This is a genomic window from Stutzerimonas sp. FeSN7 (assembly GCF_030263795.1).
GTDB lineage: Bacteria > Pseudomonadota > Gammaproteobacteria > Pseudomonadales > Pseudomonadaceae > Stutzerimonas > Stutzerimonas stutzeri.
Genome location: NZ_JARPMN010000001.1, coordinates 1,663,352 through 1,674,886, shown reverse-complemented (window position 1 = coordinate 1,674,886; position 11,535 = coordinate 1,663,352). Strand labels below are relative to the sequence as shown.

The 11,535-nt window shown below is 66.8% G+C and carries 14 protein-coding genes and 1 pseudogene; 4 read left to right on the top strand and 11 right to left on the bottom strand.

The genetic code is table 11. The features are described from left to right. Nucleotides 1–4: 4 nt before the first annotated feature. From P5703_RS07895 to P5703_RS07885, 3 genes are read right to left on the bottom strand one after another with little or no spacing between them, the layout of a single operon-like run. Nucleotides 5–862: a rhomboid family intramembrane serine protease gene (locus tag P5703_RS07895; RefSeq protein WP_125866435.1), complete on the bottom strand. Its 858-nt coding sequence runs from the start codon at nucleotides 860–862 to the stop codon at nucleotides 5–7. Continuing rightward, nucleotides 859–1,827, bottom strand: a complete 969-nt coding sequence (locus P5703_RS07890; RefSeq protein WP_256069115.1) for a metallophosphoesterase — start codon at nucleotides 1,825–1,827, stop codon at nucleotides 859–861. The genes P5703_RS07895 and P5703_RS07890 overlap by 4 nt, the downstream gene beginning before the upstream one ends. Next, the gene (locus tag P5703_RS07885; RefSeq protein WP_013983038.1) at nucleotides 1,827–2,714 is read right to left on the bottom strand and encodes an NAD(+) kinase; all 888 of its coding nucleotides are present in this window, start codon (nucleotides 2,712–2,714) and stop codon (nucleotides 1,827–1,829) included. The genes P5703_RS07890 and P5703_RS07885 overlap by 1 nt, the downstream gene beginning before the upstream one ends. 201 nt (nucleotides 2,715–2,915) lie before the next feature. On the opposite strand from P5703_RS07885, the gene P5703_RS07880 reads away from it, so the two are divergent. Further along, nucleotides 2,916–3,878 (top strand): DUF1853 family protein, encoded by a 963-nt coding sequence (locus P5703_RS07880; RefSeq protein WP_181121112.1) that lies wholly within the window; start codon nucleotides 2,916–2,918, stop codon nucleotides 3,876–3,878. Between the two features lie 58 nt (nucleotides 3,879–3,936). Next, entirely contained in the window at nucleotides 3,937–5,157 is a 1,221-nt protein-coding gene (chrA, locus tag P5703_RS07875; RefSeq protein ID WP_256069113.1) for a chromate efflux transporter, read from the top strand. Nucleotides 5,158–5,163: 6 nt separating this feature from the next. Here chrA and P5703_RS07870 read toward each other — a convergent pair whose 3' ends face one another. Further along, entirely contained in the window at nucleotides 5,164–5,916 is a 753-nt protein-coding gene (locus tag P5703_RS07870) for a sulfite exporter TauE/SafE family protein (RefSeq protein ID WP_011913538.1), read from the bottom strand. Between the two features lie 109 nt (nucleotides 5,917–6,025). On the opposite strand from P5703_RS07870, the gene P5703_RS07865 reads away from it, so the two are divergent. Continuing rightward, nucleotides 6,026–6,982: a LysR family transcriptional regulator gene (locus P5703_RS07865; RefSeq protein WP_285586032.1), complete on the top strand. Its 957-nt coding sequence runs from the start codon at nucleotides 6,026–6,028 to the stop codon at nucleotides 6,980–6,982. 3 nt (nucleotides 6,983–6,985) lie between these two features. On the opposite strand, the gene P5703_RS07860 is transcribed toward P5703_RS07865, so the two are convergent. Both P5703_RS07860 and speE read right to left on the bottom strand, forming a co-directional pair. Further along, nucleotides 6,986–7,327 carry a ribonuclease E inhibitor RraB gene (locus P5703_RS07860; RefSeq protein WP_011913540.1) on the bottom strand — a complete coding sequence of 114 codons (342 nt, stop codon included), beginning with the start codon at nucleotides 7,325–7,327 and terminating at the stop codon, nucleotides 6,986–6,988. Nucleotides 7,328–7,640: 313 nt separating this feature from the next. Continuing rightward, nucleotides 7,641–8,501, bottom strand: coding sequence for a polyamine aminopropyltransferase (gene speE, locus P5703_RS07855; protein WP_125920837.1), 861 nt, complete (start codon nucleotides 8,499–8,501; stop codon nucleotides 7,641–7,643). A gap of 186 nt (nucleotides 8,502–8,687) precedes the next feature. Between speE and P5703_RS07850 the strand changes: the two genes are divergently transcribed. Then, nucleotides 8,688–9,563, top strand: coding sequence for a DNA-3-methyladenine glycosylase family protein (locus P5703_RS07850; protein ID WP_125920836.1), 876 nt, complete (start codon nucleotides 8,688–8,690; stop codon nucleotides 9,561–9,563). Between the two features lie 8 nt (nucleotides 9,564–9,571). Here the strand turns inward: P5703_RS07850 and P5703_RS07845 are convergent, their stop codons facing one another. From P5703_RS07845 to P5703_RS07825, 5 genes and pseudogenes are all read right to left on the bottom strand, one after another. Continuing rightward, a complete protein-coding gene (locus P5703_RS07845; protein ID WP_048328902.1) occupies nucleotides 9,572–10,132 on the bottom strand; it encodes a histidine phosphatase family protein in 561 nt (186 codons plus the stop codon). Nucleotides 10,133–10,135: 3 nt separating this feature from the next. Then, nucleotides 10,136–10,327, bottom strand: coding sequence for a PLDc N-terminal domain-containing protein (locus P5703_RS07840; protein ID WP_011913544.1), 192 nt, complete (start codon nucleotides 10,325–10,327; stop codon nucleotides 10,136–10,138). Nucleotides 10,328–10,333: 6 nt separating this feature from the next. Then, nucleotides 10,334–10,543: a PLD nuclease N-terminal domain-containing protein gene (locus P5703_RS07835; RefSeq protein WP_011913545.1), complete on the bottom strand. Its 210-nt coding sequence runs from the start codon at nucleotides 10,541–10,543 to the stop codon at nucleotides 10,334–10,336. Between the two features lie 211 nt (nucleotides 10,544–10,754). Continuing rightward, complete coding sequence (locus P5703_RS07830) at nucleotides 10,755–11,300, bottom strand: 1,2-dihydroxy-3-keto-5-methylthiopentene dioxygenase (protein WP_011913546.1); 546 nt, start codon at nucleotides 11,298–11,300, stop codon at nucleotides 10,755–10,757. Between the two features lie 52 nt (nucleotides 11,301–11,352). Continuing rightward, a pseudogene (locus P5703_RS07825) lies at nucleotides 11,353–11,497 on the bottom strand (methylthioribulose 1-phosphate dehydratase); the annotation flags it as partial. Between the last annotated feature and the right edge of the window lie 38 nt (nucleotides 11,498–11,535).

The window sequence follows — 11,535 nt, the reverse complement described above, 5'->3', positions numbered from 1 at the left end:
CCCGCTAGCGACGCCGCGCCAGGGTGCCGCCGATCACGCCGGTCACGCATCCGGCGACCAGCCCGCCGACATGCGCCGCGTTGGCAATGGCCAGCGCGCCGAAGCTGAGCACCTCGATGACGCCGGTCAGACAGATCACCAGCCACACCAGCATCAGCGCTACCACCCCAGGGGGCAGCCGGTAGGCCTCGTTGGGGGCGAGCTTCTGATACAGCCAGCAATGGCCCAGCAGGCCGTAGAGCACGCCGGACAAACCACCGAAGATGCCCGGCCCGCCGAACAGATACTGCGCGAAATTGGAGATCAGCCCGAACAGCAGCGTCAGCGCCAGCAGCATTGGCGCACGCTGACGAGCCTCGATGCGCCGGCCCAACTCCCAGTACCACATGCTGTTCATGGCCAGGTGAAGGATGCCGAAGTGCACGAAGATCGGCGTGATCAGCCGCCACCACTGGCCGGCCGCGAGGCTCTGCTCCAGCGTGGCGAAGTAGGCGTACTCGCCGTCGATGCGAAAGTCGACGAAGTTCAGCCAGCGGATCGTGGCAAAGTTCTCGCCGAGCAGGGTGATCCCCGCCACCGCCAGGGTGATCAGCAGCACCGCCGCGGTAAGCGGGCTGGCACGCAGGGCAGCGACGAAGCCGCCGCGCCGCCGGGGCTGCTCGACCACCACGCTGTCGTCGCCCTGGGGGTAGCGCGCATACAGGTCGCGCACCTGCTCGACCACCTCGCTCGGCACCCGCAGCACCTGCTGGTCGCCCTCCTCCGAGACCCGGCAAGGCACCCGCAGGCGACGCAACAGGGCGATGAAGCCGCTGAGGTCTTCCGACAGCGGCAGGCGCAGGGCCTCGCTCACCGAACTCATCGGAACACCGCCTGCACGTCCACCCAGGCGAACTTGGTCGGGTCCAGGCGCGTTTCCTGGTCCAGCCGATAGGCCACCAGCTTGCCGTTCTTCACCGCGCTGTAATCCAGGCAGGCCAGGTTGTCGCGGATCGGCCCCGGGCGACCGCGGCGCCAGTAGTGGCCGACGAACAGGAGCGGCTCATCCGGCCCATAGAGAAACAGGCGGCTCTTCTGCTGCGGCGACAACGGCAGGCGCGCCGCGTGCTCCGGCAGCCCATCGGGCTGGAACACCACGTCACCGTAGGTCTGCGGGTTCTCTTCCCAGAACTTGGTGCGGAAGAAGGTCCGCACGAACCCTTCCTCGCTGGTCAGCGTCATGCCCTCCGGCAGCGGCATGTCGGTGCCGCGCAGCAGCCGATCCAGCGCCTGGCAGATGAAGGTGCCCGGCAGGCCGGCCTCGCGCAGGATCGCCGGGTTGATCCGGCCATCGTTCACCAACGGACGCAGGCGCGCGATCACGCGGCTGTCCCAGCAGGCGTGTACCACGCGAAAACGCTCGGTTTCGAGAAACAGCGGCAAGTCGTAGAACCACTCGCGAAAGGCCTTCCACTCCTCGGGGTAGTGCTCGAACTGCTGGAAGGTTTCCTGCAGCAGCCGAGCGAAGCGTGGCGAGTGTTCACGCACGAAATCGCGACCGCTGCCCGGCGGGGCCGGCATGTACCAGCCCAGCGCGTTGAACTCGTGGTTGCCCATGATGCAATGGGCCTGGCCGTGGTCGACCATCGCATGCACCAGGTGCAGTGCCTCGCGGATGTGCGGCCCACGGTCGATGATGTCGCCGAGGAAGATCACCTGCCGGCGCGGATGACGCCAGACACCGCCCTGCAGGCGATAGCCCAGCTGATCCAGCAGCCGCGCCAGCGCATGGCCACAGCCGTGGATATCGCCGATCAGGTCGTAGCCACGCTCGGGATCCAGCTGCATCAATCGCCTCCGCCGAGGCGACTGCCCCAGCCCAGCTTGGTCCGGCAGACTTCGTAGTAGTTGTGATCCAGCGGGTGGATCAGGTGCAGCTTCTGCGGCTTCTTGCGCACGGTCACAGTGTCGCCAGGCGCGCAGGTGAAGTGGTTCTGGCCGTCGCAGGACACCTGCGGGTAGATCTGCATGTTCGGCGACACCACGATCTTCAGCTCGCTGTTGCCGTCCACCACGATGGGTCGGCTTGACAGCGTGTGCGGGTACATCGGCACGATGACGATGGCATCCAGGCGCGGATGCATGATCGGGCCGCCGGCGGACAGCGAGTAGGCGGTGGAACCCGTGGGCGTCGCCACGATCAGGCCGTCGGCCTTCTGGCTGCAGACGAACTGGCCGTCGATGTACAGCTCGAACTCGATCATGCGCGTCGACTTGCCCGGGTGCAGCACCACGTCGTTGAGGGCATCGCCCTCGCCGATCGGCTCGTCGAAGCGACGCGCCTGGGCCTCGAGCAGGAAGCGGTTCTCAAGGGTGTACTGGCCGTTGAGCACCTCGGCAACCTTCTCTTCCAACTCATCCGGGCGGATGTCGGTGAGAAAGCCGAGGCTGCCGCGGTTGATGCCCAGCACCGGCACGCGGTGCCGGGCCATTGCCCGGGCGGCGCCGAGCAGGCTGCCATCACCGCCGACCACGATCACCAGGTCGCAGGATTCGCCCAGTCGCTGCCGCGACGAAGTCTGCATGCCGTGCCCGGGGAGCACCTCGGCGATGTTCTCCTCGAGGATCACATGCAGATGGCGTTCGACGAGAAATCGCTTCAGCCGGCGGATGGTATCCAGCACCTGGGAGCTGCCCAGGCGGCCAATGATGCCGATATTGCGGAATTGCTCCATTGAAGTTCCCTGGTGTGGCTGGCAGAAGTTGCAGGCGTTCGCAGCGCTTGAACACCAACATGCACTTGCGAGGCCGCCGCAGCGGATCGACGCGGCCTGCACCGACAGTGGTTAGAGCCTCGGTCAGGCGCGGGTGTTCAGCGGCACCGGATTATCGGCGAAACGTCGAACCGGCGGCAAACCGACGGCTATGCTGCTGACATGAACCCTATCAGTCTTGCCGAGCTGTCCAGTGTCCTTCGCCATCCGCAGGTGCGTGATCTCGCCTGGACGCTGCTGTCGCCGCCCCTGCTGAGCGAAACACCTCCCCACCAGCGTCACCCCCTGAGCGCAAGCCGCTGGCACAGCGAGCCGGGGCTGCTGGCCGACTGGCTGCTGTGCCAGGATGCCGAGCCTTCGGTCCTCGAGGCCTGGCTGTCGCAGCGCAGCAATCGGCGCCTGGGGTTGTACTACGAACGGCTCTGGCAGTACGCGCTGTGCCAGGCGCCCGACCTGCAGCTGATCGCGGCCAACCTGCCGATCCGGCAGAACGGCAGCACCCTCGGCGAACTGGACCTGCTGTTCTGCGATGACCAGGGCGTGCACCATCTGGAGCTGGCGATAAAGCTCTATCTGGGCTTCGGGCCCGGAGACGGCAGCCAGCACGACCACTGGCTCGGCCCCGGCAACCACGATCGCCTGGACCTGAAGCTCGCCCACCTGCGCCAACACCAGCTGCCCTTGTGCAACCAGCCGGCCGCCCGCGCCGTGCTCGCCGAGCTTACCGGGCGGGAGGTGCAAAGCAGCTTCTGGCTCAGCGGCTACCTGTTTCAACCCTGGCCAGAGGGCTGCGCCCCGCCCCATGGTGCCAACCCGCACCACCTGAGCGGCCGCTGGCTGCGCCAGGCCGACTGGCCGGTGTATCAGGCCGCGGCGGCCGGCACCATCTGGCAGCCACTTCCGCGTGCCGCCTGGCTGGCTGCTGCCCGCGTGCCGCAACCGGACCTGTGGACCTCGGACCGCCTTGCCGAGTGGCTGGCCGGCGATCCGGCACGCGCGCGGGCGCAACTGCTGGTGCGTCTCGAACCCCACGCATCCGGCGACTGGCTGGAGCAGGAGCGGCTGTTCCTGGTGGCGGACGACTGGCCGCACAACGGTGAATCGGCACGCGCGTCATCGGCGTGACACAATTGCCGGCTAGGATTTCCGCTCGATTCACCCTTGCAGACCAGCACGAATTCGCATGCCCATCGACGCCCAACGCCTATCGTCCGGCGAGCCTCTGAGAGCCTGGAGCATCTTCCTGATATTCCTGCGCCTGGGGCTGACATCCTTTGGCGGCCCGGTGGCGCATCTGGGCTACTTTCGTGACGAATTCGTCCAGCGCCGCCGCTGGTTGGACGAGCGCGGCTACGCCGATCTGGTCGCGCTCTGCCAGTTCCTTCCGGGCCCGGCCAGCAGCCAGGTCGGCCTGGCAATCGGGCTGCTGCGCGGCGGCTACCGAGGTTCGCTGGCGGCCTGGGCCGGCTTCACGCTGCCCTCGGCCGTCGCGCTGACGCTGTTCGCTCTGGGCATTGCCCGCTGGGGCGACGCCCTGCCCGGCGGGTTCATCCAGGGTCTGAAAATCGTGGCAGTGGCGGTCGTCGCCCAGGCGGTTTGGGGCATGGCGCGAACGCTGTGCAGCGATGGCCCGCGGCTGGCCATCATGCTCGCCGCGGCGAGCGCCGTCTTGCTGCTGCCTTTCGTCTGGAGCCAGGTGGCGATCATCGTTGTGGCGGGCTTGATCGGATTGCTGGCGTTCCGCCCGACGTCAGGCGAGGTGCACCCCGACCTGCCCGTACGCATCAAGATGCGCACCGCGCTGTCTGCCCTGGCTGCGTTCTTTGCCCTGCTGATCCTGCTTCCCGTGCTGGCCGGCGTCAGCGGCAGCCAGGCGCTGGCGCAGGTCGATGCGTTCTATCGCACCGGTGCGCTGGTGTTCGGTGGCGGACACGTGGTGTTGCCGCTGCTGCAGGCCGAGGTCGTGCCGTCCGGCTGGGTCGACAACGACGCCTTGCTCGCCGGCTATGGCGCCGCCCAGGCCGTACCTGGACCGCTGTTCACCTTCGCGGCCTTTCTCGGCGCTTCGATGAACAGCGGCCCAAGCGGCTGGCTCGGCGCAACCATCTGCCTGCTCGCGGTGTTCGCGCCCTCCTTCCTGCTGGTATTGGGCGCATTGCCGTTCTGGGAGCGCCTGCGCGGCAATCGCCGCAGCCAGGCGGCGCTGGCGGGCGTCAATGCCGCCGTGGTCGGGTTGCTGCTGGCGGCGCTGTACGACCCGGTCTGGACCAGTGCAATCAAGGCCGCGGAACACTTCATCCTGGCCGTGCTGGCCTTCGCCGCGCTGAGCTACTGGAAACTGCCACCGTGGTTGGTGGTGATCGCCGGTGCGCTCGGCGGCGGCCTGCTCGGCCTGACGAGCTGAAACCGCTCAGCTTTCCATCGCCAGCAGCACCGCACTGGCCACCAGAAAACCGCTGAACAGCAGGCGCAGCAGGCGCTCCGGTAACGCGTGGGCAAGGCGCACACCCAGGCTGATGCTGAGCAGGCCGCCGACCGCCAGCGGCAAGCCCAGCAGCCAGTTGACCTGCTGATGCAGCGCATAGGTCACCAGGGTAACGCCAGTGCTCGGCGCAGCCAGCGCCAGCGAAAGCCCCTGGGCGACCACCTGCGAGGTGCCGAATACGCTGGTCAGGATCGGCGTGGCAATCACCGCACCGCCCACGCCGAACAGCCCGCCCGCCGCCCCGGCCCCCGCACCGAGCACGCTGAGCCATGGCCAGGAATGACGCAGCTGACCATCTCCAGGCGCCGGGCGCAGAAACACGCGCAACAGCGTGTAGGCTGCCAGCGCCAGGAGAAAGCCGACGAAGGCCAGGCGCATGCGCCCGGCGTCCAGCGACACCGCCACGGCGGCACCGACGATCGCGAAGACGAAGCTGGCGCCGGCCAGCGCCGCCGCGTGGCGCCAATCGATGCGATTGCGCTGGTGATAACGCCAGATGGCGAGCAGCACGTTGGGCACCACCATCACCAGTGCCGTACCCTGCGCCAGTTGCTGATCCAGCCCGAACAGCACGCCCAGTACCGGGATCGCGATCAGCCCGCCGCCGATGCCGAACAGTCCGCCGAGCGTGCCCAGGGCCAGGCCCAGCAATACGTTCAACCCGATGTCCAACAGCATGTTCGCGCTCCAGCCTCAATGAGGCGCCCATGCTACGCCGCCGCCGCTGGCGTCGATACGCACAGCCGCGCACAATGGCTTTGCCTATTACGCACAAGCCGGTAACCCGATGCTGCCAGACGTCCTTTCCGCTCAGCTCGAACTCTTTATCGACGTGCTCGAATGCGGCAGCTTTTCCGCTGCCGCGCGCCGGCATGGCCTGACGCCCTCCGCCGTGGCGCGGCGAATCGATGCGCTGGAAGCGGCGCTCGGCTGCCAGCTGTTCAGCCGCAGCACCCATGCCGTGCGGGCAATGCCTGCCGCCCTTGCCTTCGCCGAGCGCGCCCGACGCATCGTTCAGGAACTGCACCTGGCCCGGGCCGAGGCGACATCCCTGGACAGTGCACCGGAAGGCCGCATCCGCATCGATGCCCCGGCGCCGTTCGGGCGGCGACATCTGGCGCCGGCTCTCGCCGAGTTTCTGCAGGCCTATCCCGGTGTGGATATCCAGTTGCGGCTGATCGACAGCTTCGTCGATCTGCATGGCGAGCACCTCGGCGAGGTCGATCTGGTGCTGCGCATCGGCCCACTCGCCGATACGCGCCTGGTCGCCACGCCCCTGGCGCCGATGGTGCGCATCGTCTGCGCCAGCCCGGCCTACCTGGAGAGTCGCGGCGTGCCACTGACCCCAGAGCAGTTGCCTGAACATGATGGCCTCGACTGGGATGCACTGGCCCCGCCGCACGCCTGGCGCTTCGAACAAAACGGCCGATCGCAGCTGTTGCGCCCGGGGCGCCTGCGGATGGTGGCCAACAATGCTGAAGCGCTGCTGGCGGGAGCGCTGGCCGGGCTCGGCATCGCCCACCTGCCGACCTGGCTGATCAGCGAGTACCTGCTGCGCGGCGAGCTGTTGCCGTTGTTCTGCGAAGGCGGGTTGCCGCAGCCGGAAGCCAGCGGCATCTATGCCCTGCGCCTGACGCGCGAGGCCGACTCGCGGACCCGACTGCTGCTGGAATTTCTCAAGTCCCGCTTCGGCCCGGTCCCGCCGTGGGACCAGGCGCTCAACAGCGGTCTGAAAAGGGAGTGACGGTCACAGACTCTGGCTTTCGATTTCCTGGGTGACGCCCCAGCCATCGAGTACCCCACCCAGGGGTTCGACAAGGTCCTCAAGATCCTGCTCGAAGTCGCCGATGCCGTCGAACGTCGCGTACATCACTTTGCTGACCTGCAGATTCCAGCTTCCGTCCTCACGCGGAAAGACTTGGGTGTTGATGGTTTCACCGCGAAAGTTCTCGGCGGCGGTCTGGGCGCGGTCCCGCTCGGGGAAGACCGCATAGAACTCGATGGGATGCACGCGGGCGAAATCGAAACCGCCCTCTTTCATCCGGCGCAGAACGGTGCTGCTGACATCCTCATGGAAGGTGGTGCTCATGATTCAACCTCCTCTCATACCTGGATGAAGTTGCCACGAGCTCAGCGGGAGATCGGCTCCGTCGTCGAGACATCGGGCAAACGGGAGTCGCAACAGCTAGTCGAAGAGACGCGGTGGACGGTGTCCACAGTGACAAGCTAGCAGGCCACGCGTCTGACTGCACGGGCTGGATGGCTCGACGCCACCGCGCGCCAGAGTCGCGGGCTCCATCAGTAGAACCCGCCGAACCTGCAGCAGTTCAACCGGGCCTGCAATGCAAAACGGCCCGCGCCGTTGCCGGGCGGGCCGTTCAGGGCGATGCCGCCGTGCTCGCTCAGTCGTTGCTGGGCTTGGCAATCGCGTGCAGCAGGTATTGCGGCAGCGCAAAGGCGCCAATGTGCACGTGCGGATTGTAATAACGGGTCACAATCCCGCTGCCGCTATAGCGCTGCATCAGGGTTTCCAGCGGCAACTTGCGACTCTCGGCGTTACAGGCGCCCCAGGCGAAGCTCATCGCACCGCCGATGTAGGTCGGCACCGCGGCCAGGTAGAAGTGCCAGTCGGCGAACAGCCCCTGCATGCGTTTGGCGGTGGTCTGCAGCTCGCCCAGCTGCATGAATGGCGTGCCGTTCTGCGCGACCAGGATGCCGCCCTCGTTCAGGCAACGGCGGCAAGCCTGGTAGAAGTGCTCGGAGAACAGCGCCTCGCGCGGGGCGATGGGATCGGTGGAATCGCAGATGATGACATCGAACCGCTCTTCAGTGGTCGCCACGAAGTGCATGCCGTCATCGAACACCAGGTTCAATCGCGGATCATCGAAGGTGCCGGCCGAGTGATTCGGCAGGAATTCCTTGCACAGCTCCACCAGGGTGCGGTCGGTCTCGACCATGGTGATGCTCTCGATATCACGATGGCGCGCCACCTCACGCAGGATGCCGCCGTCGCCGCCACCGATGATCAACACCCGGCGTGCCAGGCCATGGGCCAGGATCGGCACATGGGCAAGCATTTCGTGGTAGATGAACTCGTCGGCTTCGGTGGTCTGGATCACGCCGTCGAGGGCCATGACGCGGCCCATGCGGGCATTTTCGAAGATCACCAGATGCTGGCGTTCGGTGCGCACTTCATGCAGCAGCTTGTCGATCTGGAACCGCTGCCCGTATCCCTCGTAGAGAGTTTCCTGAAAGTCGCTCATGGGTGTCTCCCTTGGCAGCCATCGCGCGCAATGCCGCGACGTCTGCAGGCTGGCTGAGGACGGGCGATCGCATCGCCCACCGAAAAGAGGCGCATTCTACGTTGGCCAAGATGACAGGGGGAACCGCGAGGGTTTGAAAGCACACTTCGGGGCGACAAAGCGGCGCCCAGGCGCTAGGGTCTGGAAATGACCGAAACCATCCACCTGCTCTACCTCGAACCCTGGGACTGGCAACAGTTCCACCGCCACTTCGCCCTGCGTCTGCTGCCGGGCGTGGAGCGCCTGGATCCGCGCGGCTATGCCCGTACGCTGCGCCTGGGTGATGCCCGCGGCTGGCTCGGTGTGAGCGCGGCGGACGACCGGCCGGCGCTCGAGCTGACCCTCAGCGACTCGCTGCGGCACGCCAGCCAACCGCTGGTGGCGCGGGTGCGCAAGATGTTCGACCTGGATGCCGACCCACAGGCGATCGCGGCGCATTTCGCCGGCGACCCGGCACTCGGCCCGCTGGTCTCGGCACAACCCGGCCTGCGTCTGCCGGCGGCGTACGACCCGTTCGAGCAGGCCGTGCGCGCGGTGGTCGGCCAGCAGGTCACGGTGAAGGCGGCGGTGACCATCACCCGCCGCCTGGTGGAGCGTCTCGGCGAGCCGTTGGCGCAGGCTCCGACCGGGTTGGAGGTGCTGTTTCCCACCGCGCAGGCGGTCGCCGACGACCCGCTGGAGAACATCGGCATGCCGGCCAAGCGCGCTCAGGCGCTGCGCCGCCTGGCCGGCGCGGTGGCCGAGGGCGCGTTGCACCTGCATGTGGAGGATGGCGCCGATACGCTGGTCCGCCGGCTGTGCGAGCTGCCCGGCATCGGCCCCTGGACGGCCGAATACATCGCGCTGCGCGGTTTTGGCGTGGCAGACGCCTTTCCCAATGCCGATCTGGGTTTGCTCAAGGCGCCGCTTTGGGGAGCGGATGGCCTGACCGCCAAGGCGCTGGCCGAACGTGCCGAAGCCTGGCGCCCGTGGCGGGCCTACGCAGCCATCCACATCTGGGACAACTACGCCCGGGGCGGCTGAAGAAACGGTTACGGCGGCGCGACACGCGCCAGAACCTTCGGCGCAACGGCCAGCGGCCGAGCCAGGATCAGCCCCTCGCCCGACTGCGGAAAGATGCCGGTCAGCGCGGTGATATTGACCTGATGGGTGACCAGCACCGCTACCTCGCCGGGTTCCAGCTCGGTGAGGGCTTCGCGCAGCGCGGCGGTCTGCAGTCGCTCGCTGGTCGGCGAGGCGAAGAAGGAATCCAGCGCCGGTAGCGGCTCGACCGGCGCGAGTGCCATCTGCTGCGCCGTGTCCAGTGCACGGCACCAGCGACTGCTCAACAGACGTACCCTGGTCAGGCCTTTCTCGCGCAGCAGCTCGCCCCAGCGTCGGGCTTGCGCCCTGCCGTGCTCATCAAGATTGCGTTGGGTGCTGCAGTCATCGAGGACGAAGCCAGGCGGGTCGCCCAGCCCCGGCGCATTCGCGTGGCGCAGGAGCAGTAGTGCCCGCCCTTCGCGTAACGCCTGCCAGGCGTCACCATCATCGGCCTGCAGCGGGCCTACGACGAAGAGCAGCGCGACGAGCGCCAGGCCGATGCCACGCATGCTTCACAGCCGCGCCTTGCCAAACGGCCCGGCCGCGACCGCCCACATGATCAGGCCGACCACCGGCAGCAGTACGATCACCAGCGTCCAGATGATTTTGCGACCAGCCTCGATGGGGCTGCGCCAGACATGCGCGATGGCGAGCACGTCCAGCACCAGCACCACCAGGGCCAGCGGAGCGCTGAGGCTTTCCATCGGTGTTTACCGCAAGGGCCCACGGTCGTCGGGGCGATTGCCGCGCGGTCCCATGATTCCCCAGATGATAAGACCGAGCACGGGCAGGATGACGATCAAAAGAACCCAGAGCACTTTCTTGCCGCTGGTGCTGTCGCTGCGAACGATGCTGATGATTGCCCAGATATCCAGTATCAGGATGAGCAGGCCGAAAATTCCGCCGAATGCATCTCCCATGGGTACGCTCCTGTTTGGGTGAGTACCTAAATTAGGATGCCGGCGCGGCGGCAGGGTTCAGTTCCCGTGCCAGAGCGGCTCAGCAGCGCATTGGTACTAGCTGCTGGTTCATGGTTAACGAGCACGCCGCTGGCGCGGGTCGGCAGGAGGTCAGCTCCTGCTTGTGCTCGCTGGCCGTATGTTCGGTGAGGGTGAGCGCTGGATCGGCCGCTCAGTCGTCCAGGCGCGGGAACTGATCGGCGATGCGTTCGCCGGTGAACTGCGCCGTCCAGCCGTCCGGATTGTTGAACAGGCGAATGGCGACAAAGCTCGGCTGCTCGCCCATGTCGAACCAGTGGCGGGTGCCGGCAGGCACGGAGATCAGGTCGTTCTTCTCGCACAACACGGCGTAGACCATGTCCTCGATATGCAGGGTGAACAGGCCGCGGCCAGCGACGAAGAAGCGCACCTCGTCCTCGGCGTGACGATGCTCGTCAAGAAATTTGGCGCGCAGCTCGTCCTTTTGCGGATGATCGCGGGACACACTGATGACATCGACGGTCACGTAGCCGCGCTCGGCCATCAGCCGATCGATCTGTGGCCGGTAGGCGGCGATCACGTCCTCCTGGCTGGCACCGGCGGCGACCGGCGCGCTGGCGTCCCAGCGCTCCAGTTGCACGCCGACCTCGGCCAGGGTCGCGGCGATGTCCTCGAGATGGGTCAGGACCTTGAGCGGCTGCTCGGGGCGGGATTCGTGATAGACACTGAGGACACTCATGTTCGGCTCTCCGAAGGATCGCCCGGCCGATCACTGCCGGCCAGGCAGGAATTCATCTGTTGTGCAGGGCGCCCATCTTCAGTTCGCATTCGAAAAGGAACTCGAACGCCTCGATCTGACGCAGCGCGTCGCTCGTCTTCTCGCCCCGGGTGTACAGACCCATGGCCGCGGATCAGCCAGCCGACGCAATAGCGGTGCCGGTCAATTGTCGCCTGGAAGCCAGCGCTGCGTGGCG

What these genes read in the sequence shown, in the direction of transcription:
- P5703_RS07830 (WP_011913546.1), bottom strand. Translation starts at nt 11,300, where the DNA reads ATGAGTGTCCTCAGTGTCTATCACGAATCCCGCCCCGAGCAGCCGCTC.
- P5703_RS07840 (WP_011913544.1), bottom strand. Translation starts at nt 10,327, where the DNA reads ATGGAAAGCCTCAGCGCTCCGCTGGCCCTGGTGGTGCTGGTGCTGGAC.
- P5703_RS07835 (WP_011913545.1), bottom strand. Translation starts at nt 10,543, where the DNA reads ATGGGAGATGCATTCGGCGGAATTTTCGGCCTGCTCATCCTGATACTG.
- P5703_RS07850 (WP_125920836.1), top strand. Translation starts at nt 8,688, where the DNA reads ATGACCGAAACCATCCACCTGCTCTACCTCGAACCCTGGGACTGGCAA.
- chrA (WP_256069113.1), top strand. Translation starts at nt 3,937, where the DNA reads ATGCCCATCGACGCCCAACGCCTATCGTCCGGCGAGCCTCTGAGAGCC.
- P5703_RS07895 (WP_125866435.1), bottom strand. Translation starts at nt 862, where the DNA reads ATGAGTTCGGTGAGCGAGGCCCTGCGCCTGCCGCTGTCGGAAGACCTC.
- P5703_RS07860 (WP_011913540.1), bottom strand. Translation starts at nt 7,327, where the DNA reads ATGAGCACCACCTTCCATGAGGATGTCAGCAGCACCGTTCTGCGCCGG.
- P5703_RS07890 (WP_256069115.1), bottom strand. Translation starts at nt 1,827, where the DNA reads ATGCAGCTGGATCCCGAGCGTGGCTACGACCTGATCGGCGATATCCAC.
- speE (WP_125920837.1), bottom strand. Translation starts at nt 8,501, where the DNA reads ATGAGCGACTTTCAGGAAACTCTCTACGAGGGATACGGGCAGCGGTTC.
- P5703_RS07845 (WP_048328902.1), bottom strand. Translation starts at nt 10,132, where the DNA reads ATGCGTGGCATCGGCCTGGCGCTCGTCGCGCTGCTCTTCGTCGTAGGC.
- P5703_RS07885 (WP_013983038.1), bottom strand. Translation starts at nt 2,714, where the DNA reads ATGGAGCAATTCCGCAATATCGGCATCATTGGCCGCCTGGGCAGCTCC.
- P5703_RS07865 (WP_285586032.1), top strand. Translation starts at nt 6,026, where the DNA reads ATGCTGCCAGACGTCCTTTCCGCTCAGCTCGAACTCTTTATCGACGTG.
- P5703_RS07870 (WP_011913538.1), bottom strand. Translation starts at nt 5,916, where the DNA reads ATGCTGTTGGACATCGGGTTGAACGTATTGCTGGGCCTGGCCCTGGGC.
- P5703_RS07880 (WP_181121112.1), top strand. Translation starts at nt 2,916, where the DNA reads ATGAACCCTATCAGTCTTGCCGAGCTGTCCAGTGTCCTTCGCCATCCG.